The organism is Enterococcus sp. AZ067, from assembly GCF_051715005.1.
GTDB lineage: Bacteria > Bacillota > Bacilli > Lactobacillales > Enterococcaceae > Enterococcus_D > Enterococcus_D casseliflavus.
On record NZ_JBIOSY010000002.1, the window covers coordinates 34,253 to 59,424 of the forward strand.

A 25,172-nucleotide genomic window follows, 5' to 3' on the forward strand; every position below is an offset into this window, starting at 1 on the left:
CACTCCTTAAAACCTGGCAACCAAGGCCATATTGAATAAGACATAGTAAGAGCATTAGAAAGGCAAGAAGTATCATAGATATAATGTAAAAGGCAGTTTGCGGGTTTTAATATTATCCGGAATCGAGGTGCAATAATTCCATTTGTACGGCGGTTTTCTTAGGCTCTATCAGCTGTTTCAACGTCTCTTGTATAAATGTCCGGCCTAAGCCAAAGGCCTCAGAAATCGCATGGAAATACGCTTCTTGCACCTCTTTTTTAACTCGAATGATTGATCGCATCAAGCCGTGAACAGAGGCTAAAGTAATTCCGCCATTGCGGCCGGCCCGAACGCGGAAATAGATCTTATTTTCGTTCTTCAGTTGCTTCAGCACTTTATCAAGGGATCTTTCCGGAATCTTTAATTCTTCTCTCAACTCTTTTTTTGTAGAAACGATATAAGGTTTGTAGGTATAGGACTGTTCGTTCAAATAAGCCAGCAAATCAGCTGCCCACTCGTGACTATGAGAATACTTTCGTACGGATCTTTCCTTCTTGAATTTCCACCAACCACGCTTTTTATTGAATAGCTGCTCTTCAGAGAGATTAGTATCGACCCACTCCTGGCACAATACAACAATTTTTTCTCTATGTGCGGCTTGATACTTTCCTGAATAAGCCGATCGAATAATCCTGGTCAGTTCTCGGTCACTCAATGGACTTGCTAATCGATCATTGAACTCAAGCATAGCTAACTCACATTCCTCAATCTCGTATCCTGAAGAAAAGTAGGCTAAAGAAAGGGTAAATATGACATTATTTCGGCCATAGATTCCCTTCTCTCCTTGAATTTTTTGACTCCGTAATAACAGCTGGAACCACGGTTCATCGACTTGGCGAAACTCCTGGTTTGACGGCAAGACAAAGACATTCATACTCTCAGAACTCTTGTCAGCATCCACTCTCATCGACCAATTGATCCACTCTTCGAAACTATAACGGTACTCTGGCTCAAAGAATAAGACACTCTCTTCTGTAGGTATACGAGTGATTCCAAAATGGTTTGCATTGACATCAACTGGAAATTCATAGTCATTCGCTAATTTGTTTCTCAAGTTATTGGAGATCATTTTAGCCACGTTGATCACTTTGAAGTTGGATTTCTTTGTTACATAGGCAGGTTTATCTAATACATAAAATGCCTGGTATCCATGAGTTGTCCGTAACACCATCGTCGGCATAAAGCCAAGCTCATTACTAGCCAGAATGATTTCTCCGTAATCAAAATTGGGGTCTAGCGTATCAAAATCAACAAAAAACGTATTAATCTGACGTAAATTGTCCTCAGAATGGCCCTTCGTGAACATTCTCCCTTCATCAGCATACGTCCCATAGCGAAAAACGTTAGGTGTCCAATGGCTAAACGAATTGTTATTCTCAATAATCCCCTCTTCCGAAGTGATTACTAGGCCAATCCCTTCAACCATATGTTCTTTTGAACGGTAGGCAAAAATAGCCCCTTTTCCCGATTGATCACTAAAAGAGACCGGTTTAAGGCGGCTATTTTTATATTTGAATTTACGAATACCATTTTGTAAGATTGTTGAATAGACGACGTCTAAAGAAGCTGCCATGGTTGCTGATCCTTTCCAAACAAAAAGAGAACACAAATAATCATCCGATTTGTGTTCCCTCAATGGCTAGAAATGTCAAAAAATTTAAAGAAAGCATGACAAATAAGCATGTATATATTGAGTTGCTCGTCAAAAAATGGTAAGATAAGCTTGTAAGTTCGGATTGCGAGTCCGAAAAACTTATCAAATTACATAAGTGGTTTCCAGCCACTTAAATAACTTCCGAGACGAGCGAGAACACATAGTTGCTGTATGTGATTCAGAAAAATTAGTGGGGTCCAATCCATTAACTTTTCCGTCTCTTTTTTTTATTTTTAAATTCTTTATTAGGTTACCACCTAAAACAATGTTGTGCAAATAGTTTTTTTCTCAACAACAGTTTACCATTTATTTCAAATTACGTAAAGTCACTTTCTTATTTTTTTTCTATTGCTATTGTTGACTTAACGCTAGCAATAATGACATTAATAATACTAATGCTATTACTATCTTTATTAAAATCAATATTGCTATTACTATTAGTACTAATATTGCTATGGATAATGATAGTAATATTGCTATTAAAAATAATAATAATGTTACTATTATTATTGCTAGCATTATTAATAGTAACAAAACTAGCACAGTCCTATAGTGATTTAATGAGTAAAGCCACAAGAAAAGCCTATGGAATAAGCTTATAGGAAAGAAGCTATCATTATTGCTAGCAATGTTGATATTAATAGTAATAGTATTATGCAAAAAAAAGAAGGGCTTTCGCTCTTCATTTTTTTGGGGGAAATTGTTTTAAAGCTTGATCCACGTATTCTCTATTTCTCTCAAAGTACTCTTTTAATGCATTTTCCACAATCAAAGACTTTCCACCGTTTTGCTTACCCACTAATTTCCCCATGGCATATAACTCATTTCTAGTGTCATCGTCATACAAATAAACGTTCACTTGTACATTTTTACTATTCTTCTTCTTTTTCCCTAATATGCTTGCTAAATCAGAGCTATTTTCCGATGGGGAAGTCTCTTTAACATCTTCTTTTCTATCTTCCTGTAATTCTTCTGTAGGGGCTGCTTCAACAGCCTTGGTTCTTTTTGGCTTTTCATCACTGGTTGCTTTTTTATCTTTTGTATTAGTTTGATTAATCTCTAAATCTAATCCCGCCGTCAAATTTTCGGGAATAAATCCTGATCTACCATTCACTGATCTGGCCATAATACATCCTCCTCATACATATCTATTAGTAGCCTAGTTCGTCGACAAGATTTTTGAAAACTTCTTTTAGCATAATAAGTGGTTCTCTTTCTTTTTTAGTTCTTACTGTGTCAATATCAATCATTGTATACGGCATATTGTACTTTGCTAATGCCTCAGCTGGTTTGATTGATTCAGGAATTACTGTTTTTGTGATATCAAGAGAATCGTTGTTGGAACTGATAATTTGGCTTGAACTATCAAGAAACACAGAGTGTGTGATCGTTTGCTCTTTGAGTTTGACTGGAATAATCGCTTTAACATTCAGATCGGGATTTGTTTGTTTCCATGAATTAATGGTATTTATTGTTTTTATCAAACTTCTAAATGAATATTTTTCAGGGTGGAAGGGAATAAGTATATCATCTACAGCATTGTAAACATTACCAGCGACAATTCCAAGCTGAGGCGGAGTATCGATGATAATGAAATCGTACTTTGTCTTTAAAGGAGCAATAGCTTTTTTTAACAACACATAGATATCTTCAACGCTTATTCCGCTAGCTGCTATTTTCATTTGTAACTGTCTTAAGTGTCCCTGTGCCTCATTTTCAAGACTCTCGACTTTAGATAATAGTTCATCATCCTGAACCATAGATTTCAAGGAATTAAGAATTAAGAGTAAATTCTTAATCATAGGCAAAATATTTTCCATGCCTGCTAAGACTTCTTTATTGGCCATTCCTGTCAGAACGTCGAGTTCAAAAAAAGCCATATCATCATTGGCAGGAATAATATGCAAATTATCATTAATTTCAATTATGGCTTCTTCAGCTGGTAAATCATTTAATAAAACATCGTAAATAGTATTCTCAACCTTATCTGGGTTCATACCAAAAGTTAATAAAACATTTCCCTGAGAGTCTTTATCCATCAATAGTACTTTATTTTTTCTCCAGGGTTGCAACTTATTAGGCCTTTGAGATAAATCTCCGGCCAAATTCACATTGATTGTAGTCTTTAAAACCCCGCCTTTTTGTGTAGCAGAGGCAATACATTCAGCATTATAAATGGGTTCTTTACTCACTTCAGTGTTATTCATCTAATCCTCCTAGTTGATTTATTGGCTAAACTAGTTGCTATTAATAATGCTAGCAATAACACTATTAACAATGCTAATAATATTAATGTTAACGTTATTAGCAATAATAATATTAATAATGCTATCTTCATTCTTAAGATTTTTGTTTTTTCCTCAACGCATCTTTGTAAACTGTATAAAGTTCCTCTAACAAGTAGCTATCTTTTAAAATCTCAGAATTAACTCTTACTAACACTTCTTTCATCGCTTCATCAGTAATTGATTCTGGAACAATTTCTTTTATAGTATCTTTCATAAATTGATCCAACGTACTCGTGAATGATAGGAACGCTCCTTGATCCTTAAAAACTAAAGTTGATTCTCTTTGTTCATCATAATAGTTTGCTAATTTCTCACCTATCTGGAAAGACATTTTTGAAAAGTCGTATGTATCTTTCCTCATGTTTACAATAGAGGGTCTGGTTACTCCAGTTCGCTTTTCTAACTCATATGCAGATAAATCTGAACTTAAAACACTTTTTATTTTGCTTAAAGTATCCACTAGATCACTCCTAAATTTAAAATTCGTACCATTTAATATTGCTATTATAATTGCTAGCAACATTACTATTAATAGCAATGTTAATATTAATATGATTATAGCTATCATCTATAATTGTATTTTACACTATTTTCAGATAGTCGTAAAGTCATATTACGATATATTTTATAATTACGTCCGCTGACTTTTCTATTAAATTTTTTAAATTCTAATACCTTGACTTTTAAAGCGAACACATGTTCTAATATGGTTATAAAACGTATCATTTTAGAAAAGGGGCTTTTTTATGGTTATGCAGTTTGGCGTAAATCCAAAATTTGATTATACTAAAGAACCTTCGAGAGATATCCTTTGTATCGATTGCAAGTCCTTTTACGCGTCTGTAGAATGCGTTGAGAGAGGATTAAATCCGCTGAAAGCAAAGTTGGTAGTCATCTCTTATCCATCCGATAATCCAGCTGAACGAGGGAGCGGTTTGATCCTGGCATCAAGTCCTGCTGCTAAAAAAGCATACGGAATATCAAACGTCAGTCGGTCTCGTGATCTTCCATTCCCGTATCCGGAGGACTTGGTGATTGCACCGCCACGTATGGCACTTTATATGCGTAAAAACATGGAGATCAATAACATCTACAAAAAGTATGCAGACGAGCAGAATCACGCAGTTTATAGCATCGACGAGAGCTTTTTAGATATCACTGACTCGTTAAGACTGTTTGGAGCAAAGAATGCTCGAGACTTAGCTAAAATGATCCAAATCAACGTATGTAAACAAACAGGAATCTATACTACGATCGGGATTGGTGATAATCCATTATTGGCAAAGTTTGCGTTAGACCTTGAAAGCAAAAATAATTCAGATATGAAAGCAGAATGGCGATATGAAGACGTTCAACAAAAGCTTTGGTCTGTAGAAAACATTATAGACGTTTGGGGGATAGGACGTCGGACGGCTATCAGGCTGAACCGAATGGGCATATTTACTATGCATGATTTAGCACACGCAAATTATTATTTGCTGAAGCAGAATTTTGGCGTTTTAGGTACTCAGCTGTACGCAAATGCCTGGGGCATCGATCGATCATTCTTAGGCCAGAAATATACACCCAAATCGAAATCTATCGGGAACAGTCAGGTTTTAAACCGCGATTATACCAGGAGAAAAGAGATTGAAATCGTCATAAAGGAAATGGCTGATCAAGTAGCAACTAGGCTACGCCGTACAGGAGCGAAAGCTGAAGTCGTTTCTTTGTGGATTGGTTTTTCGATGGGCTATGTCGATCAATCAGGAAGTCGAGGATTTCACCAGCAAATGAAGGTACCAGCAACCAATAGCAGCAAACAAATCTCTGGATACCTGCTTCAAATATTTGATAAGCATTATAAGTATCAGGATATCAGGAATATAGGAGTAAACTGCTCGAAACTCGTTTATTCTAATGCTCTACAGCTGGATCTCTTTGAGGATCCAGACGAGCAAGTAAAGGACTTGAAGGTAGATTATGTAGTTGATACTATCCGGAAGAAGTACGGATTTAAATCAATCGTGCATGCTAATAGCTTAATGGAGGGTGGACGTGCGATCGCTCGAAGCTCTTTGGTCGGTGGTCACGCAGGTGGCCTGTCCGGACTTGAAGGTGCAAGTCATGGTAAAGCGAACTAAGAAGACGTTTCAAGACTATAATGAGTATCGCGATCGTCCTTTCGGCCTCAAGTGGGGGACTGCTTACGCAATGGACGAATTAATGAAGGGCGTAAAAGAGAATGAAGCTTGGGCAACCAAAGAAGTTGCAGGTCTTGACCTTATGACACGCGAAGAGATAGACGCTATTCTATCTGAATCCTTTCTTTATCATAAGCCTGTTTCCATCCAACTTAATACAAAAGACGAGTTTGGGCGATTCTTAGATCCGATAGAAGGATTATTTATCGGTGAAGCATATGAGGACTATTTTGTAATAAGCGATCGGCAAGTGTTCTGGACAGACGTTCGTCACATTGAAATTAAACAAGAAAAAAAATGGTTCGATATCGATTACTTTCGAAACAAGGGTTCTCCAAGTAAAATAGAAGAGAAGAAGAAAACGAGAGATCCTGAAATTGAAATAATAAAAAATGAGTATTACCAGCCGTTTATAGAAGACGATTAAAGAGGATTATCCATCTAGAACGATTTAAAACGGCTTAGAATGGCCGTCTGACACACGTTATTCATTAAAAATGTAGAAAATGGAGGGTATATTATGTGTGGTCGCTATTTTTTCGATCTATCATCAAATGAGCTGAAAAGTTATTATGATCAAGTCGCTCCGAATGCAACTAGCAAGCATGTCCGAATCGGTTATAATGAGATATTCCCATCAAACCATGTTGTAACTTTAGGTCTCAATAAGGAGGCTAATATAGTTCCTGGTGTCACACGCTGGGGATTTGAAGGATTCAAAAAAGGGCAGCTAATGATCAATGCACGTTCTGAAACGGTGGAAGAGAAGAAGACGTTCTCAAAACCTTTCAAAGAGACACGCTGTGTATTCCCTATGTTGGGTTTTTATGAGTGGGATCAAGATAAGAAAAAAATTCTGTTCTCAGCTGAAGGCGGCAATGATCTCTTATATGTTGGTGGTTTTTATAGGATCCACAAAAGTGGCGCTGGATTTGAAACTGAATCAGTGATCATGACGACCGCGCCTAGTAAATCCGTAGCGCCTATCCATGATCGTATGCCTTTAATTATAAAGAAAAATGACATCAATAGCTGGCTTTCAGATATTGAGTTTGCGAGAAACTATCTATCAATTGATATGCCGGAGTTAGCCCTCAGCGACGCTCAATAGGAGTACTTTCTAGTTTGCTGCTATTGATGTTTCTTTGTAATTAGTATTCTTCACTAAAAGGGATAGATCTTCTAAAGTAGATTTTCCCTTAATTCTATGCTATACTAATCTTGCGAAATGTGAAGATTTCGAGCATGTACAACACAAAAGACAGACCTAGTGCGAATAGGTCTGTCTTTTTTTTGCGTTCGTTGCGACTCCGAACGTGTGGGTCAGATAGCAACTTGCTATCGATCGTCGTCTTTCTCATCTAACCAATGAGAAACTAGTTCAATAACTAAGCCCACTAATAGCGGTGCGACAATCAATGTGAAGATTTGTTCTAGCATGTACAACCCCCCTCTCGGGGCAAGCTGCCTTTTCTATTATAGCAAATATCAAGCTGCTAAACTCTAACGAAGCGAAAATACTTCAAAGAGCTTTATGTCAAACTAATGCTAGGATCTTCTAAGTTTACATAAATTTAAACCTTTATACAGCATTGCTTTACTATCAGTGTTTAAAATAGTTATCTTTGTATAATCTATGTTATGTAAACTAAAATATAATCTAGTTGTTTAGAAGTATCCCTTTAGTCTATTCACTTTTTACTAGCCTTTATGTACAAGTAGAAGCATCTGATACAACACAAAGGCACTCCTTAACCGTGACGAAATGGAGCACCTTTTTATTATTAGTTACGACTGCTAATATGTGAGTTGGATAGCAACTTGTTCAGTTGCCATCTTTTCCCTTTTTCCAAATAAATCAATTTAATAAATTATCGATATGGCACTTTTTTGGCGATTTTCTTTAATGGTAGTTTATTGCTACAGAGTTCAGTTACTTCTTTATACTGTTCTTTTTCTCTTTGAAATTTAGATTCAAAAAGATTAATATACTTACGCATATCAATTCGCTCTAATAAGCCTTTGTCATCTAATTCGAATAGATCAATATGTTCAAAAAAATTACGATATTTAACCATAAGTTCATGTACAAGCTGCTTTCTATAAACTAAGCTTTTACTTATACTATCTTTTCCCAATGCTTTTACATCTTTATTTTCAAGTATATTTCGTAATACTCCCAAACATGCATCTGTAAATTCTAACCCTATTTCCGTATTTTTATAGACTAATTTTGAACTCAAAATTTTAAAATGATCGTATCGATATAGGGAATGTGTATTAAGTTGCGTTTTTATTAAACTATTTAATCCTCTAGTTTCATAATCATTTGCATGTTCAATATAAATGTCAGCTTCAACCTCTGTAAATGAACTATACCCTCTTAAAGATCCATAAATAGATCTTTCAGGTATTTTGGAATAAACCATATCGTCAATTTTATTACTAAGAATATGATTTTTAAATCTTCCTCTTTTAAATGCAACAACATTAAAACGAAGAAGATTCTCATTAGATACGAATAAATTAAATAAATCTAAGTAAGAATTTAAATCTTTTTTTCTGTAATCCGTCAAATGAAAACTGACTTCTTTGTTTCTAAGTTTTTGATTCAAATTTTTAACTCTATCTGAATAATAAAAATTATTAGGAACTACAATGCTTCCAATAAGACTAACTTCATTTTTTTGCTTACCACTTTCATCCATAAAAACAGAAACCTGTTCTTTCACTTTCATACCCCTTGAACCTTATTTTATGTCTTATTTTATGATATCACAAAATAAATAATTTTATTTGGAAAAATATTTATTTTAGCTTTCAAATTCTTGCGCGTTTTAATCTTCCATGGTATATTAAAGATGTAAATTGATTATCCCCATTGGACAACAATTTATGAAACTGTATCACATACATTTGTTAACCACTCGGGTTAAAAATGTGTGTTTTTTTTGTTCAATTTTTAAATAAAAAATTGCTGGTGAATGTTCTGCCGTCTTTTGCTTTGCTTCTACTCTTAATGGGCTTCGTAATGGTTGCTCGACACAGTCGCTCTTTAGCTACACAGTTATCGATTGTTTCGTATTTTCTGGAATCGTTCTTATAATCAGTCACTCTTATTCCATTTGCATCTTTATAATTCATAGGGGACGCTCGTCCATCTGGGATAGTAATCCCTAGCTCTTGAACCTCTTTAACAATTTCTGGATTATTTAACCACCCCTCTTCAGCAGTTAGATGCAAAATTTTGTAATAGCTGCTCTTATTCTTCATTTGAGGTGGCCACCTCCTAAAATTTTTCCTTCTATTATATAGCTTCATTTTGTGTTTGATTTCTTCTATCTCTCACCGCATACACTGTTTTGCGAGTAATGTTTAATTCTCTAGCGATCGCTGCAACGGAAACGCCAGCATCTAATTGTTCAATAATCCGATTATACACGAGTTTATCGGCACCTGTTGCGTGCTCATGGTACTTCACCGGTCTACCTTTATATGTTCCTAGTTCCTTTGCAATTTTTATTCCTTCTCTTTGCCGTTCTTTTATTTTTTTTCTTTCTGATTCAGCGACATAGCTAAACACTTCAATAACGAGATTTGTTAACAAATCTCTCAAAGTTGGATCATTAACACCTGAAAAAGATGGCAGATCCAAAATTTCTATATTTGCACCTTTGGCTTTTACGGTTTGAAGTAGTTCCTTTAGTTCACGACTGTTTCTCCCTAATCGATCTAAGCTAGTCACAACTAAAGTATCTCGTTCACGTAAAAATGATAATACGTTTGTTAGCTCTGTTCGGTCGCTTGTATTTTTCCCCGAAGCTTTTTCTTCGAAAATTCTTAAATCTTCATCAGTGATCATTTTTTCTTTTTGCCATTGTTGAATGGCTTCTTTTTGACGAGCTAAATTCTGCTCGCTAGTCGATACTCTCAAATATGCAATAAACACAAAAAATCACTCCTAAAATGTCCTTCTCCAAACAGTATATAATATACAACCCAAAAGATACAATCCTTAAAAAAAGAAAACTCCTGATTTATCAAGAGTTTTCAGTACTATTTTGGAATCATCACAGGTGTACCCTATGGGTATACCTATAATACACACGACTTTATTGATTTATCTTTTATATTTATTTTAAATAGTTAAAATGAATTATTAGATTAAATGTTTTTTAATATTTATTGACATAAGTTTATGGTCAACTTAAACCCGAACAGAGTTTAGATATTAACACAGTCCCAAAAACTATTAAGTTTATGACCACAGTAAATAATTCTTTTAATACTCATAAAAATATTTAAAATAATCTACATCATTTACACTTAGCTTCACCCCTATATTTATGTACATAATTTATTTGCGTTGTCAAAATTAAGTTATATTATTAAAATAATGAAATTACGTTTTTTAAATGATTATTAATTTTTTTTAAGATATTTTGGTTTATTTTAAAAAAATTTGTTGGACAAATATCAGATGCTAAATTAACAAATATTATATTAGTTCTTTAATGGTTAACAATATAATTCTTTAATTTAAATTTATTACTTATTCTCTTTTTTTAATTGTTTAAATAAATTTTATAGCGCACTAGATAAAAAAATAGAAACACGAATAATTAACAAGAATTTCTGTAATTGTTCGTATTCCTACTTGGAATTTCTGTTCGGTTGATTCGTGAACCCCAAAACCTGGTAGTCGGCTTTTTGTATTCAAATTCTAAGTTGTGATCTAACAACTCTGAGTTACTGATTATTTACCCAGTTCAACATTTCTTTCTCAGACTTTCTAGCCAAAATTTCCTGCGCAGAGTTGACGATATCGGACATATCAGAGTTCGCTCCTGTCAAACCTTCGGGATTGTTGGACTCGATAAAACTATGCACTGCTTCTGGGTAGTCGATTACTTCAACTGTGCGACCTACTTTTCTCATTTTTTCAATAAAAGGCTTAGCTTTTTGAGAAATCGGGTCCTGACCAGCTAAAACAAAAAGCGTTGGTGGAAAAGATTTCTCTTGTTTTTCCACAGACAAGCCTGTTGTCCAAGGATATGCCATAACCAATCCAGCCAGTCCGAATTTCTCTTTGGACAGTAATTCTGCGGATAAGGCCGCATAATGGGCTCCCGCTGAGTAGCCTATAATGAAAATTTTGGCTGGGTCTACACCATAACTTGTCTTTTCCTTAGCAAAATACAAGACAGTATCCTTGATTTCCTCTGCGCCATAGGAAATTGGACGAACGTCTGCCTTTGTATAATTGACTGTCACAACAACTTTTCTCCATTTGTCTGCAATCCGTTGACTTTGAGTATCCAAAGCATCTGCATCCCCACCAACAAATCCCCCTCCGTGGACATTAACAATTAGGGAAAGACTGGTTTCGCTTACTCCTTTAGGCCTATATATATTGACCTTAACAGGATTTTTCCTGGGACGGTCAATGAGTAAACGCTCTCCTATCAACTGGTCATCTGGCTTCATCAACTCGGATCTTTGAACTTGATTAGTCTCACGATATGTCTCTAAAAGGATTTTGAAGCTCGCAAACATGAACAGAAAGAGTAACGATAGAGCTGACAAAAGGATAATCTGTACTTTCCATTTTTTAGGTAATTCTCCGAATGTCATCTTATCCCACAATCACCTTTATCAAGGACCCAAAAGTCAGCCAAAAATAGATTAGAAATAGTACGGGTAAAACAACCACTGTAATTCTTAGTATTAGAATCCATCTACGCCATTTTTGCGGTAAATCATGAATAGTCATATAGGTTACTCCTTAACTCTCTCTTTTAAAAATGTCATTAAGCGTTGAAAGGCTTCTGCTGCCTCTGGGTCTTTTCTCAAATTAGCAATAAAACCATGCGGCTTTTCAATCCCCTTTTCTGCCAGAGGATCAACTAATTCACTTTCAACGGAATATTGATTCAAGGCATCGTGCATAGATACCATATCTGTTCGGTACTCGCTCCCCAAAAGAAAACTTTCTGGATAATCCTTTGTAACATGCAAAATCGGGTTATAAGCAATCACTTCCTCATCACTCAAATAAATAGATTCAGCTACATAGTTTCCAACCAACATCTTGGTACCTAATTTGAAGTTTCTATAATCAAGAGGGGCATCATCAATGACCAAAGCCTTGATACTACTTCTGTTAATACTCGGTTTAATTTCTAGCAACTGAGCATAGTCATCACTAGCCAAAAGACTACCGTATTGTGCTACCATAATAGCCCCCGCTGATGACCCCATTAAAACAACATTCTCCATGTTCAAATGATAATCTTCAGCGTGCTCTTTCATATATCCAATTGCTTGGTTCATCTGAATTAAAGGTACTGGAAAATGATAATCTGGAACTAAAGCATAATCCACATTAACCACATTGAACCCCTTTGATACCATATCATCAATCAAATAAGTCGCCGGACTAGCTGCCAAAGGGTCTCCCATGTTCTTGCTACCTGCAAAGAACCCTCCACCGTGAAAATAAAAAATAGTTGGTCGGTCAACCTCAAAATTTTGATCTGGGTAAATAATATCTAAAAAGCTATTGGGATAGTCCTTATCATAGGCTATCTCGCTCTTGAGATACTGACCATTTTCCTTCAAACTATCAATTGGGCTATAAAGAGGGCTAAACGAATTTGGCGAGCTTTGCTTGTAAATGACCTTTTGAATAGCTCCAATCACAATCTGAGGTCTCGAAGTAACCAATAAATATATTCCTCCAACTATAACAAAAATGCATGAAATGATAAATAATATTTTTTTTCTCATCTTATCCCTCTCAGTCTTATCATCTTGATTAAATAGCATTTATATTGTATTATTAATCACCTGATGAGACAAGCATCTCACGTAATTTAAGACAGAAAGAAGAAAATGTCTCATGAGAGAACATTATATCGAAACCCAAATTACAAACGCTCTTATTCATTTATTAAAAGAAAAAGATCTCAAGAATCTGACAATAACAGAAGTATGTTTAGAAGCTGAAATTGGTAGAGCATCATTTTATCGTTACTACAACTCATTAGAAGAAGTTCTCAACAAAAAATCTTTACAGCTTATAATAGACTGGGGGGAGAAGTTAGAGCATAACCCCGAAGCCACGGCTCAACGTGTTTTTGAGAGTCTCTTTGAGCATTTTCAAGAGCATAAAGAATTTTATAGTATTCTCTACCGCTACCAACTTACCCAAGTTATCCTGACAACAATAAAGGAGAAGCTAGAACTGCATCCAAACCTCCCCAATGCCACAGCCTATGGAAAATCTTTCTTTTCCTATGCTATCTTTGGTTGGATTAACGAGTGGATTCTTCGAGGAATGCAAGAAGACCCAGATCAACTTAACCAACTTTTTAAGTTACAATCAAATTTAATTCTTGAAATAATACAACAAATTTACACATTAGACTCTCAGTGAGCTGATAGATTTATGAAGTCCTAATATTGAACACAAAGATAAATTAAAGATATAAGGTATCTTATACTTTAGACAAAAGGAGTTGGTAATTAAGCCACTCCTTTTTATCTGCAATGTTGGCGAATGATTTTTAGTATTATAACCTTCATTTGATTTTCTACCGAACTATTTCGTCTCTATGTTCAATACACCCCATTATGAAGCAATCACAACGATCACAGAGATTACAAAAAGAAATTTCCGGCTTATTCATCGTTTACTTTCGCAAATTGATAGTATTTTGAGAATCTATCAATTAGATCAATTTATTATAGAAGTAGTCAAAGCATCGAGAGATAGTTTAGTAATCGGAGTAAAAAAACTATACTAATGTTGAAAGTTTTCACATAGATCGATTAAATTTTTTGCCATTAAAAAAATTTAAACCAAGCATATCAAGAAATTTTTTCTGTGGTCAAAAACTATTAAGTTTCTGACACCATCAAAGAGGTATTATATTCATTAATCTAAATTTTAAATGCCCGTTACTTTTTTTGCGCGTTTATAAACACCAAAATAGAGTGTTCCGTATCACTTTATGATGAACGAATTTCAAAAAGTCCAATCAGAAGCTGCTTAGCTTTTGATTGGACTTTGCCTTTTTGATATTAGTTGTTCAATGAAAAGGGATCAGGATCACATCACATTGAATATCATCGAATGTTTCGTTTCCATGCTTAGATCATACCCGCACAGTTCTTTGAAATAGGTCTGATAATCCGTTTCCACTATTCGCAAGATATCTTCACTTGAAAAATCTTCAAAATTGATCAACTCAGCCACTAAACTGATCTTCGCATCGATCCCTAAAATCTTTGGCCAAACTTCCCAGAAATTTCGACTAGAAATTTGGTCCACTAAGGTATTCAAACGGCGAATCTGATCAGTCAAATAGTCTTTCAAGACGGTGCTTTCTCGTTTCTCGACTGCTTCAAAGGTGCGTTGAAACCCCTGAAGATAGTCTTGTTGGGTCGTAAACACGGTCATAGTGCGTTATCCTCCTTTTTGTTTAAAATGAAAGCTGATCCGTCAATGGATTCAATTGGTGTTTGACCATTGTCCAATCTTTGGTTGTCGGCTGACTATTGATCAGCACATAGTCTGTTTCTAGACTATCGTCCGAAAGATAGGGGCGATAGTTCGTCACGATCAGATCAATCTTTTCGTTATTTAATTGTTCCGGTAGAAATTCCTGTAACTTTACAAACAGTAAGTGGTGGTGGTCCCCTAGCTGTTCACGGGCCTCTATGCGAATCGATTGAACCACTAAGTAGTCACCCTCCAATAAAAACAAAATTTGTTTGACGGGTTGGTAATAACGAAAGACCATATCCATGTATAAGGTAAAGCTCACCGCTACGTCTTCAAAGGTACTGGAAGAAATCGGAAGGGCCTTTGAATGGGTTAACAAGAAGTGAGTATTGATTTTATGGATCTGACTGTGTTTTTTTTCTACCATGTCATGTACTTCTTTTAACTCTTTATTCAATAGTGGACTCAAAGCTTCATTCACCAAACGTGACACAAAAATGATATCATAAAGTGCCCGAGTATATCTGTATCCCATTGCTCAAAAAATGGATCTGACAAATACGCTGAAACGACCTGCTCAAGCCCTGTCCAACAGTTGAACCGTTGGACAAATGTGATTTCCTGATCAGAGCGATCGATCGTTCGCTTGGCAATGATCGAAAGGTGGAGCCATGCAAATTCTTCCTTTGGAAGATGAATCTCAAAGTCTTGATTGATCCTATCCTGCAAGGAATACAGCAATTGAAAGTCCTTTTCTTGATAATCGATCGCCTTCAACCACTTTGGTACCGTGACAAAATGATTGTGTTGGACGCGGATCATGGTGATATACAAGTGATAATAAAAGGCTGAAACCGTCGTCCCTGTGCCCAACTCATACTCACCTAATTGATTGGATAGTTCGTCTAAGACTAATTTGTGCAGGTGCTCTGGTGGCCGAATCGTATGGGGCGTCTGTTCGCTATTGTAATAAAAATCAAAAAAGAACTTTCGGATATCGGCTTCTTTCCCCTTGAAATTGACCGGAGTGAAGGTCAAGCTCAAGCGATATGAGGCCAAGATTGGTTCGATTCTCGCTAGAAATCGACGGAGCGTACTTTCTGCATAACTGTAGTGATGGGCCAATTCAGCCAATGCCACCGGCTGTCCCCAAAAAATAGTGCCGACGATCTCAAAAAGAACTTCATTCTCTAAGAGTGCTTCTTTTTTTTCTTGGTACTTGACGCGGTCTCGTTCATCAAAACGAAACCCATTGTACAAAGAAAGCAATTCAATGGTCTCACCAAAATAGCTTCTAATTGCTTGAATATCTTTAACCAATGTGCGTTGAGAAATCATTAAGCGTTCGCTAAGTGCCACGATCGTAAAATGATGTTCTCGCTCAATAATCGATAAGATTCGCATCCAGCGACGGGTCTCCGCATTCGTGATAAATGAGAGCTGTAATTCTCGCATAGCATTCCCTCCCTTCTTCCCCTCAGTCTTCTTTTTTCCAACGACATGTTTTGCTCATCATACCTTATCGGTTCATTAAATACGAAAAGAACGCCTTTTTTCAATTCTATCTACAATAAAAAGAAAAGAGCGGCCACACTTCTCTTCTTCTACCTAGTTATCCGGTACAGCACTCAACTCCCATGTGAGGGTCGTTTGATAGGTCGTTGCTCTAGGATCCGCCGATGGCGGCACTTCAAGGGCAACACTTTCTCCTGCACTTTCTCCATCACCAAAACGATAGATCCAAGTCCCTGCGCCTTGGCCGTTGCGTGCGGTCACAAGAGGCATTTTTTGTTCTGGGATCAAGGCAACGGCGTCTTGGTTTTGGAGCATCGGTTCTCCATTTTCTTGGACAGAAGTAAATTGTTGGTTATTCAGCACCAGACGTGCACCTCTAAGTTGATTGCCTTGACGATCCGTAAACTGATTGTTTTGTGTGACCGCTAGTGTCCATCCCTTGCGTTCGTTGTCTGGGCGGCGATCACTGACTTGGATGTAGTTTGGCCGTTCTTCGGCATCATTGAGGGTTCCATCATGATTCAATAAGCGTTGTGGTTGTGCGTAGTAGCGCTTGGTCTGAGCAGAAATGGCTTGTGAACCGAAGGTAAAAGACGAAATGAAATCAATACTCAACAGCCCTTGGTCCTCAGGAAGCTTCGGCTGATTTTCTGGATTCACATCAATTTCTGGATCCAGAGGATCCACTGGTGAGACCGGACCCACATCCCCAACTATTAATGTCGTAGCCGGTTCAAAGGTTACATCGTGAAACGTGAATTCAGTGACTGGGTTTATATTTCCGCGAGCATTATTTGTTTCTGGAGGATTAACAACTCCTGCAGCTACAGCTGATCCTTCTGCATCTCGTAGAAAGACTTGTATTTCATCATCGATTTCTAAAGAAACTTCACTTAAGTCTAATGAAAACCTACCATCCGCATCTACCGAGACAGATTCAGTATTGAGTGGTTCCCCGTTGTGTGTAGCTGTTACTTCAGCATCTAGATTGTCCGTCATCCCTTGAATCGTGGTACTATCTTGCGCAATGATTGACGAAGAAAATTGTGCCGGTGTTGGTGGTATAATTGGAAAAACCTCAACTGTTTCCGTTAAAATCTGGTGTTCGAAGCCATCTGTAAGTTCGCCACTGGTTAATTCAACTTTACTGATTCGAACTTTTGATCCGGCTTCGAGAGGTTCATCCAAATCGATTTCAAAGAGTCCGCCACGCGGCTCTTCGCCATAAATACTGATTCCTGGCGATTCATTTGTATGACCAACCGTTTTGGCCGTATATTCTTGTGTGCTTTCTCTCGATGGGGATTCTACTTCTACGGTAACCATTGCTTCATCATCCCAAGCTGGACGACTATCATCTAGCCCTACTGGAAGACTCACTCGCCCATGAATTTTCTTATCTGCATTAGTTGGTACTCTTAATTCATCGGCAATTGCCCAAGATGCATTTGTTGCAGAAATGCGTGAGTACCCATCCAGTCCTTGTGTACCCAAAGTTTCATTAGTAAATTCTGGATTAGTAGAACTTTCGACATATTTAAAACCTCCCGTACCTGTAAGCCTAGCATCAAACGGCTCATTAAAAGCAATATCTGGTTGTACGCTACTAGATTGGCCTGTCCTCCATGCAGAAAACTTACTTTTAGAAATAGTCAAATCCCCGTAATTTGGGCTGCTACCAGCAAGTGATATTGCTGGTAATAATGGGGCACTGATAATGTCATAGAACAAAGGATTTTCTAATAAAAATTTGCTATTCATAGAATCAACTTGAGATGACCTATATTGAATGGCATATGAAATACTACTTCGAACAAAAAAAGTAGCGTTGGTATCTACCTTATTTTGTGCATCAAAAATCCCCGACACACCGCCTCGCACCCCATAGGCAATTCCTGATCCTCTCTCAGAATAAAGATTCAAACTACCAGCCGTTGTCATGTGTATTCTCGGATCACGTCCAGCTCCAAGAAGGAAAATCCCCTGATTTCCCAAAAACAGATTAGCGCCTTCCGGCGTGTTATGTTGTCCGCTATTTTCTAGCTCTATCCTAGATGTAGAGTCTATCAAAAAATCCAGTTCATTAAGTTGAAGATACATAGCGGGATTGTTATCTTTTTTAGACCCTGAAACAAATAATTCAGAATTATTACTAACGTCTAAAGTTAACTTTGCAATATAACTTGCTAGTGAACTAGTTGCAATTGGAACACCATATTCTGTTTTAAGCCTCATTTTCGTTCCATTAGTAATAGACATATTTAATTCATTAGAATTGATTCTGATCAATGGTTTTAACGTATTATGTTGTAAAAGTCCAGACGCAGGTTGATTCGCATTAAACTCCAAAGTACATCCATCAATGATAAATTCGCCATTACTGTGCATTTCTAGCTTAGATTCAACCATATTAATAGTACTCGTTTTGAAATTAACTATGGCAACTCCTTCCCCTTGAACAGCGAGGCCTGTCGCTTCATTTGAATTTTCAACCCTCATGGTTGAATCAATTACAGACAGACGGGCGTCTGAGCCATTAAGGAGAACTCCATCACCATTTATTGAATCAATTCTTAAATCTGAGTTGTTCATTGTCACTGTAGGAGAATTTCCTGTAAGGTTTAGTGTCTGTCCAGAGACTGTCGTTACATCAAATTGACTATCGGTCACAAGCAATTCTGGATTATTGCCATTCAGGTACATCCCTTGCGAAGCGCCAGTATCAGTCATCAATAACTGACTGTTTTCCATGATTACTTGTGGCGTTGCCCCCTGCAAATAAATCCCTCGTCCGGTTGTCGCTTTCATGTCTAATTGACTATTCTCTAAATTCAAGACTGGATTTGAGCCAATCAGGTTCATTCTTTGGCCAGTTGTTGATTGAATCGATAGTTCCGATTCATTCGCTTCAAGTACCGCGTCACTTCCCGATAAAGTCATTGAAACTCCTGTCGTTGAAACGACTCTTGCACTCGATTTGTTTAGTGTCATTTTCGGAGAAGTTCCAGTAAGATTTAGTGTCTGTCCAGAAACTGTCGTTACATCAAATAGGCTATCAGTAACGGATAAATTTGCATTATCACCATTTAAGTACACTCCTCTTCGTGCATTAGAAGTTATTGAAACTACCAGTTCTGATCGACTAGTGACTGTTGCTTTTGGATCAGCACCTCGTAGATGAATGGCGTTATTTGCCGTATTTGTCGCAGCGCTAGTTCCACTGGTTGTTGTGACAGAAAGCTTAGATTCTCCGGTGACTGAAAGTTCCGGGCGTGCATTGTTATTCCCAATTTGTATATTTTCCAACTCTCCAGTCCCTGCACCTGTAATTGCTAGTTCACTCTTACTACTCAATGAAAGTAAAGCATCTGTTCCTTGTAAGATCATTCCTTGCGAAGCACTGGTATCTGTCACAAGTAACTGACTATTATCTAACTTTACTTGTGGCGTTGTTCCCCGTAAATAAATCCCTCTTCCGGTCGAGGCATTCATAATCATCTCCGTGTTAGTTAGTGATACTAATGGACTAGCTCCAATCAAGTTGATTCGTTGTCCAGTGGTACTTGTAACATTTACCACTGATGAATCAAAAATTAGTTGTGGCGATTCACCAGTCATGTTCATTGTAATGCCCGTCGTTGAACCAAGCTGAATTGTGCTATTTTCTGACGAAAAAGAGGAGTGATAGCCGGATATATTTATAGCTGCTTGTGTCGCAGAAGTAACGGATATCTCAGAATTGTTGATTAAAAGCTGCGCATTTTTTCCAGCCAGATGAATTCCTCTCTTGGCTAATGTGCTTCTGACTGTTAATTGAAAACTTGAATTTATCGTTATTTTAGGTGCAGTTCCTGTTAATGAGATCGTATTATTCGTTGTATCTGTAGGTACCGCTGTTGTCCCAACAGTAGCTACATCCAATTCTCCACTTTGCAAAAAAACTTCCGAGTTTTCTCCTCTTAGATCAATCGTATTCGCCACTCCTGCGGTAGTTGTGATCGTAATTGCTGCTCCCTGTTCTACCGTAAGCTTTGGATTTGATACGGTGGCAGAAGAAAAGAAGACCGTCGCATTCCCTCGACTAATCGTGACTTCTGCTTGGTTGGTTGCTAAGACTTCTTTTGCTACGATGAATGTTTGTGTAGAAGTTGTGCGTGTGAAGTTTGATACGCCACCTGTAAAGTGAATACTTCCTTCAGGAAGAGAGGCTAATCGCATGTTATTCGCATTCACTTCAGTTATATCTTCCAATTCAACGGTCCAATTTTTACTACTTTCTACCGTTGCGTTGATTAATGGTGTAGCACCAACTTTTGTCAATGTCGCATTTTCAAGTCGAATGGTGCTTGCTTGTGTTACTTCTTCTAGTTGAAAGTAAAACCTATTGATACCAAAAGTCAATGTATACCCATTGCCTTGGATAAGTAACGGACGATCCACAGTTAGTACGTTTGCGGTAGCCTCTGTCAAATTGGCTTGAACAGAAATGATCCCAATATCAGGATTGCCAACTGCTTCTCTGAATTGGGCCATCGTTGTAACTTCTGCTGTTTCTCCATCAAAGACGGTCGGTTCGACCACGTGTGACGCCTCATCGGTCTCTTCCTCATCTTTTTGTTGCTCCTGCGGAGCTTCTGATACAGGTTCACGTACTTCTTCTGCCGGTTGTTCATTTTCTTGTTCTTCTTCTATTCCATTTTCTTCTTTTAATTCCTCTTGTCCTGCTTGATCCTCATCGGACGATTCTATTTCTTCGACTGGGACTTCCTCACTCGTCTCTTCTTTCTCACTAATTTCTAAATGAGCCGTCGTTTCTTCCACCGACAGTTCATAGTTTCCCACCTGTTCAACTACTAAAGGAAGGACAAATGTATTTTGCGCACGCTTTGACTGAACGATCCATTCATTAGGCTGTGTTCCTTCCTCAACTGAGATCCCTGCTGGTAATTGATCTTTCAAGAGCGTTGCTTCTTCTGGTAATAATACTCGTGCTTCAGACACTTCTTGATCAGAAAAGAATGTCACTTGAAGGGGTTCTTCTGCCGTTCCTTGCATCCGAGAACGAGTGAAGAAAAAGCGCGGATCACTAATCTCTTCTTCCTCTAGATAGTTTTTCATTAGTGGTAGTTCCACTAATTCTTGTTCTTCAGTGTCCATCTTTGTCTCTGCGTAGACCATGCCGACAGGCATGCATACAGATTGGATGAACAAAATGGTCGTCCCTAACACAAGCATCGGTCGTCTCAATCTCGTGGTCATTTCATTCACTCCTTCTTACTGTTCTTGCTCGTTTACTCTTGCTTTCTTCTTTTGAATCAGTAGATACAAAATGACGACAAGTAAAAGAATAACCAAGACGATTGAACCAATCATCCACCAATTCGCATGATTGTCGATCATCACATCTTCTCGATTTAATTTACGGGCATCATCAGCATCGATTGTAAATTCTCGTGTCCAAGACCATTCGTTTTCTCCCGACTTTGCCGTTAGGTCTAATACATAGTTCCCGCTGCGAAAACGATCGCCTTCTAACGAAATCGGAAAGTTGAAGTTCGAATTTGGCGCCATCTGCATCATTTCTTTACTGGCCTCATAAAGTACGTCGTTTTCTCCGGCACGTTTGACCGTCGCTTCCACTTCCAAGCGATTCACAAAGGCTGGCGTAAAGTTTTGTAAAGTCGCACTGATCACATTCCGATAGTTCAACTGATCCGCAAAAACATCCAACAGTTCCAATTCTGGCTCTACAGAATCGCTGGTATTGCTGACGACTACCCCGATCACGTGGGCAAATTCATTTTTGATGGCGACCCCTTCCCCTTCCGGCGTCTCACTTTCTTCCGCTTCTTTTATTTCAGCGATTCGTAATCCGCCGGCTAAATACCCTTCAAAGGCATCTTTAGGCATCTGTAAAGGAATTACTATGGTTTTTGTTTCTTTTCCTGATAAGGTAATGACCTCCGAAGGGGTCATCAGTTCATCCAAAGAATGGATCAAGGTCGGGTCTGCTTCATTGGCATCTTTACCATACTCGACATTCCCTAAAGTATTGGTGTAAGCAGTATGCGGCGTTACCTGAACAGTGATTGGTTCTGAACTGGAATTGCCGACTTTCAGCTTCAAGGTCTCTTTTTGACCAGGCGCAAGTAACAGCTCGTAATACCCTTTGCTTTCATCTACTTGGCTTTCTGGAAAAAGTGGGGTGACGTGTGTATTTAAGGCAGTTTCTTCTGCTTTGACTGAAACTGGTAAGAAGAAGAAAAATGCCGCAAGGAGCCAAAGCCCGCTTTTCATGGCATGCTTATATCTCATTTGTCGTAATCCTTTCTAAAAAAGCAGCGCTACAGAGATCTGTAACGCTGCTAGAGACTAATAGACTGGGAGACGGAACGGGTTACCTCTTACAGTTCATTGTCAGGTGTTTGCCCCAATTCCCAAGTCAAGGTAGAGGTATACGTTACCGCATCTTTGGCGGTCGAACCTGGTACGAATAGTTGAATCGCCTCATTCTCCACAACAGCTGCGCCGTCTGCTACTTGTTTTGCGATCGCATCATGATCTCCCCAAACAGCAGTAGAAGTACCGGCACCTTTGTTATTAGCAGCCGTCATAATCGGCACGGCATCACTGTTTGGGATCAATTCTAACCCGCTTGCATGAATGGTCGGTGCTTGCTCATTATTATCGATACTGTAACGCAGGGTCGGCTCAAATAACGTGATTTTTGCGCCTTTTAGTACATTATTTAATGTATTCGTAGGTGCTTGGAATTCCGTTAGACTTACACGTAACGCCCACCCTTCATTGCTGTTTTTTTGTTGTCTTTCAGCGACCATGTTATAATGCTCATCTGTGGTTGAGATAATTTGTGAACCGAAGTTCATGGTTGGCACAGTTGCGATCGTTAGAGGTCCTTTGTTTTCTCCATCAGGACCAGTGATTGGTGGAATGGTTACATCTTCTCCATCATCTCCAGGATCAACGACGGTATCGTCATTGCTTGGTGTAAAGGTAATTTGCCCCTCTGTCGTCGCTTGACGTACTTCTTGTGATTCTGTTTCTTCAGCGAAGGCTTGTACGCCTCCGGCAAAGATCGTTGTTGATAATGCCGCTACAGTGGCTAAACGGATAAATTTCATCATTCATTTCCTGCTTTCATTCCAATTATTTTTTGTGTTGCTTTTCTTCTTTGGTACTCTACTACCACTAAGGTACCGGCCACTAAGAAACTGCCGACCCAAATAGCAAATGACCCTTCGGTCATATTCGTTTGTGGTAACGAGCCGCCTGGTTTTTGTGGACTGGTGCTTGGGGGTGGATCGGGTGTGCCGATCGGTTTGTACGCCCCGGTAAATCCAATAGATCCCTCTGACTCGACGGATTGGACCTGTGTACCATCGACGGACAATGGAAATTGAAGTGCAAGAAGCACTGCCAGCATCCCAATCAAACATCCAACCGTTTTATGCATCTTCCTCCTCCTTTAAATAGTCGTCTCAAAAATCTTCGTTTTTAGATTTAGTATTACCATGTTTTCTCATTAAGAAACCTAATTTACCAACAGTTATTTGACATTTGACTTGTTCAAATGTCTTTTTTTCTAAACCCAAACAGAAGGTTTTTAATACATGAGAAAAAACAAACAAGGTTCAATGATGCACCTTTCTTGTATCTCCTAGATTAATGGATTCTCTATTAAATGAATAATCAAAATTTTCACTTCGACGTGCAAATTTAGAAAAATAGACATAAAAAAAAAGAATCAAAAACTTTTAGGTTTCTGACCCCACTGGAAATTAATATACATGCGTAAATGATATTACCTAACTTAACATTCATTATTCTTTTCGATAAGAAATGACCTATCAATTAATAGCGAACGCATCATTGAATATTGAAGATCATCGAATGTTTGGTCTCCATGCTCAAGTCATACCCGCATAACTCCTTGAAATACGTATGGTAATCTGTTTCAGCCATGCGAATGATCTCTTTACTGGAAAAATCCTCAAAATAGACTAATTCTGTGACTAAGGACATTTTGGCATCAATCCCTAAAATCTCTGGCCACCGCTGCCAAAAGGTTTCTTTAGTCAGTTCTTCCAATAAAGTATCCAAACGTTGAACTTGTTTGGTTACATAGTCCTCCAGGTCTTTGGTGTCTCTTTTAGTTTCTGTAAATGCTTGAGTAAATCCTTTAATATAATCCTCTTGTGTAGTGAATATAGACATGGTCTTTCTTCATGCCCCCTGTCATTTTTTTTCGTTTATCTTTGATAAGTGGCTATTCTATTTCTTCGCTTTTTTTTCGAGCTGACTTAGCCTAGTTCCAATGTTAGGCTCTTGGATTCAACCGATGTTTAATTCGTACTAAATCATTGGCATCAGGTAACGTATTCACCAAGACATCGTTCGCTTGTAAATGATACTCAAACAAATGCAGCCGGTAACCGTCACGTTCAGAGCTAATTGTTGGTCAGAGGCTTGTACAAGTAGCTCCTGAAGTACTCGTTGTTCTTTTCTTTCTGGCAAAAAATACCCTTGATTGACCCGCGGTTTTGTCAATTGGCATCATTGATTGAGCAGTTGATGATCTAAGCGCCAGGTACCTTGAGGGACGACCAACTTTTCACTACGTAGATGACCAATATGATCAGGCAGTATCTCGGGGTATAATGGCAACGTGAAACAAAAATCATAAAGGAATTGTCGGACGCTGCTTCTTCTCCTGTCATTTGATTCATCTTCTTTTCCAGTCAATTGGAGCGTATCGCCAAAATAGATCTTTATTTCTTTGATATCATCAAAGACGGTTCGTCGTGCAGCTTGTGTCTGATCGATCAGATGTTGCGCCAGGATATGCTTATTTTCTTCCATGATTTCCAACAATTGAAACCACCGTTCGGCTTTGGCGTGAAAAATCAATTGGCAATATAATGAATCCATGTCTTTCCTCTATTCATTATATAAAAAAGAAAAAG

At 37.9% G+C, this 25,172-nt stretch carries 23 protein-coding genes; 4 read left to right on the plus strand and 19 right to left on the minus strand.

Going from position 1 to position 25,172, the window contains the following annotated elements; all coding sequences use genetic code 11:
* Nucleotides 1-112: 112 nt before the first annotated feature.
* The 4 genes from IGI82_RS18140 to IGI82_RS18155 form a co-directional block, all read right to left on the minus strand.
* Entirely contained in the window at nucleotides 113-1,612 is a 1,500-nt protein-coding gene (locus IGI82_RS18140) for a primase C-terminal domain-containing protein (RefSeq protein ID WP_438842638.1), read from the minus strand.
* Between the two features lie 763 nt (nucleotides 1,613-2,375).
* Nucleotides 2,376-2,819, minus strand: coding sequence for a hypothetical protein (locus IGI82_RS18145; RefSeq protein WP_429960975.1), 444 nt, complete (start codon nucleotides 2,817-2,819; stop codon nucleotides 2,376-2,378).
* Nucleotides 2,820-2,844: 25 nt separating this feature from the next.
* Nucleotides 2,845-3,900 carry a ParA family protein gene (locus IGI82_RS18150; RefSeq protein WP_438842639.1) on the minus strand — a complete coding sequence of 352 codons (1,056 nt, stop codon included), beginning with the start codon at nucleotides 3,898-3,900 and terminating at the stop codon, nucleotides 2,845-2,847.
* Between the two features lie 133 nt (nucleotides 3,901-4,033).
* Complete coding sequence (locus tag IGI82_RS18155; protein WP_438842640.1) at nucleotides 4,034-4,441, minus strand: hypothetical protein; 408 nt, start codon at nucleotides 4,439-4,441, stop codon at nucleotides 4,034-4,036.
* Between the two features lie 286 nt (nucleotides 4,442-4,727).
* Between IGI82_RS18155 and IGI82_RS18160 the strand changes: the two genes are divergently transcribed.
* The 3 genes from IGI82_RS18160 (at nucleotide 4,728) to IGI82_RS18170 (ending at nucleotide 7,275) form a co-directional block, all read left to right on the plus strand.
* Nucleotides 4,728-6,104 (plus strand): Y-family DNA polymerase, encoded by a 1,377-nt coding sequence (locus IGI82_RS18160; RefSeq protein ID WP_438842641.1) that lies wholly within the window; start codon nucleotides 4,728-4,730, stop codon nucleotides 6,102-6,104.
* Complete coding sequence (locus IGI82_RS18165) at nucleotides 6,088-6,591, plus strand: hypothetical protein (protein WP_438842642.1); 504 nt, start codon at nucleotides 6,088-6,090, stop codon at nucleotides 6,589-6,591. The genes IGI82_RS18160 and IGI82_RS18165 overlap by 17 nt, the downstream gene beginning before the upstream one ends.
* A 93-nt stretch (nucleotides 6,592-6,684) precedes the next feature.
* On the plus strand, nucleotides 6,685-7,275 hold the full coding sequence (locus IGI82_RS18170) for an SOS response-associated peptidase (RefSeq protein WP_438842643.1): 591 nt from the start codon (nucleotides 6,685-6,687) through the stop codon (nucleotides 7,273-7,275).
* A gap of 227 nt (nucleotides 7,276-7,502) precedes the next feature.
* Here the strand turns inward: IGI82_RS18170 and IGI82_RS18175 are convergent, their stop codons facing one another.
* The 6 genes from IGI82_RS18175 to IGI82_RS18200 form a co-directional block, all read right to left on the minus strand.
* Nucleotides 7,503-7,604 carry a type I toxin-antitoxin system Fst family toxin gene (locus IGI82_RS18175; RefSeq protein ID WP_074934965.1) on the minus strand — a complete coding sequence of 34 codons (102 nt, stop codon included), beginning with the start codon at nucleotides 7,602-7,604 and terminating at the stop codon, nucleotides 7,503-7,505.
* Nucleotides 7,605-8,035: 431 nt separating this feature from the next.
* The gene (locus IGI82_RS18180; protein ID WP_429976764.1) at nucleotides 8,036-8,902 is read right to left on the minus strand and encodes a hypothetical protein; all 867 of its coding nucleotides are present in this window, start codon (nucleotides 8,900-8,902) and stop codon (nucleotides 8,036-8,038) included.
* Between the two features lie 217 nt (nucleotides 8,903-9,119).
* On the minus strand, nucleotides 9,120-9,437 hold the full coding sequence (locus IGI82_RS18185; protein WP_438842644.1) for a hypothetical protein: 318 nt from the start codon (nucleotides 9,435-9,437) through the stop codon (nucleotides 9,120-9,122).
* Between the two features lie 34 nt (nucleotides 9,438-9,471).
* Nucleotides 9,472-10,113 carry a recombinase family protein gene (locus tag IGI82_RS18190; protein ID WP_438842645.1) on the minus strand — a complete coding sequence of 214 codons (642 nt, stop codon included), beginning with the start codon at nucleotides 10,111-10,113 and terminating at the stop codon, nucleotides 9,472-9,474.
* Nucleotides 10,114-10,913: 800 nt separating this feature from the next.
* Nucleotides 10,914-11,798, minus strand: coding sequence for an alpha/beta hydrolase (locus IGI82_RS18195; RefSeq protein WP_438842646.1), 885 nt, complete (start codon nucleotides 11,796-11,798; stop codon nucleotides 10,914-10,916).
* 144 nt (nucleotides 11,799-11,942) lie between these two features.
* Nucleotides 11,943-12,953: an alpha/beta hydrolase gene (locus IGI82_RS18200; RefSeq protein ID WP_429976768.1), complete on the minus strand. Its 1,011-nt coding sequence runs from the start codon at nucleotides 12,951-12,953 to the stop codon at nucleotides 11,943-11,945.
* A gap of 112 nt (nucleotides 12,954-13,065) precedes the next feature.
* On the opposite strand from IGI82_RS18200, the gene IGI82_RS18205 reads away from it, so the two are divergent.
* The gene (locus IGI82_RS18205) at nucleotides 13,066-13,602 is read left to right on the plus strand and encodes a TetR/AcrR family transcriptional regulator (protein ID WP_429976769.1); all 537 of its coding nucleotides are present in this window, start codon (nucleotides 13,066-13,068) and stop codon (nucleotides 13,600-13,602) included.
* A gap of 675 nt (nucleotides 13,603-14,277) precedes the next feature.
* Here IGI82_RS18205 and IGI82_RS18210 read toward each other — a convergent pair.
* From IGI82_RS18210 to IGI82_RS18250, 9 genes are all read right to left on the minus strand, one after another.
* The gene (locus IGI82_RS18210) at nucleotides 14,278-14,628 is read right to left on the minus strand and encodes a DUF7006 family protein (protein ID WP_438842647.1); all 351 of its coding nucleotides are present in this window, start codon (nucleotides 14,626-14,628) and stop codon (nucleotides 14,278-14,280) included.
* A 22-nt stretch (nucleotides 14,629-14,650) separates the two neighbouring features.
* Complete coding sequence (locus tag IGI82_RS18215; protein ID WP_438842648.1) at nucleotides 14,651-15,100, minus strand: hypothetical protein; 450 nt, start codon at nucleotides 15,098-15,100, stop codon at nucleotides 14,651-14,653.
* A gap of 50 nt (nucleotides 15,101-15,150) precedes the next feature.
* Nucleotides 15,151-16,128, minus strand: coding sequence for a helix-turn-helix domain-containing protein (locus IGI82_RS18220; protein ID WP_438842649.1), 978 nt, complete (start codon nucleotides 16,126-16,128; stop codon nucleotides 15,151-15,153).
* Between the two features lie 153 nt (nucleotides 16,129-16,281).
* On the minus strand, nucleotides 16,282-21,447 hold the full coding sequence (locus IGI82_RS18225) for a WxL domain-containing protein (RefSeq protein WP_438842650.1): 5,166 nt from the start codon (nucleotides 21,445-21,447) through the stop codon (nucleotides 16,282-16,284).
* A gap of 15 nt (nucleotides 21,448-21,462) precedes the next feature.
* Nucleotides 21,463-22,503 carry a DUF916 and DUF3324 domain-containing protein gene (locus tag IGI82_RS18230; protein WP_438842651.1) on the minus strand — a complete coding sequence of 347 codons (1,041 nt, stop codon included), beginning with the start codon at nucleotides 22,501-22,503 and terminating at the stop codon, nucleotides 21,463-21,465.
* An 89-nt stretch (nucleotides 22,504-22,592) separates the two neighbouring features.
* Nucleotides 22,593-23,333 carry a WxL domain-containing protein gene (locus IGI82_RS18235; protein WP_438842652.1) on the minus strand — a complete coding sequence of 247 codons (741 nt, stop codon included), beginning with the start codon at nucleotides 23,331-23,333 and terminating at the stop codon, nucleotides 22,593-22,595.
* The gene (locus tag IGI82_RS18240; protein ID WP_429976870.1) at nucleotides 23,330-23,662 is read right to left on the minus strand and encodes an LPXTG cell wall anchor domain-containing protein; all 333 of its coding nucleotides are present in this window, start codon (nucleotides 23,660-23,662) and stop codon (nucleotides 23,330-23,332) included. Before IGI82_RS18240 ends, IGI82_RS18235 begins: the two co-directional genes overlap by 4 nt.
* 413 nt (nucleotides 23,663-24,075) lie before the next feature.
* A complete protein-coding gene (locus IGI82_RS18245) occupies nucleotides 24,076-24,423 on the minus strand; it encodes a DUF7006 family protein (RefSeq protein WP_429966803.1) in 348 nt (115 codons plus the stop codon).
* Nucleotides 24,424-24,762: 339 nt separating this feature from the next.
* Nucleotides 24,763-25,137, minus strand: coding sequence for a hypothetical protein (locus tag IGI82_RS18250; RefSeq protein ID WP_429966802.1), 375 nt, complete (start codon nucleotides 25,135-25,137; stop codon nucleotides 24,763-24,765).
* Between the last annotated feature and the right edge of the window lie 35 nt (nucleotides 25,138-25,172).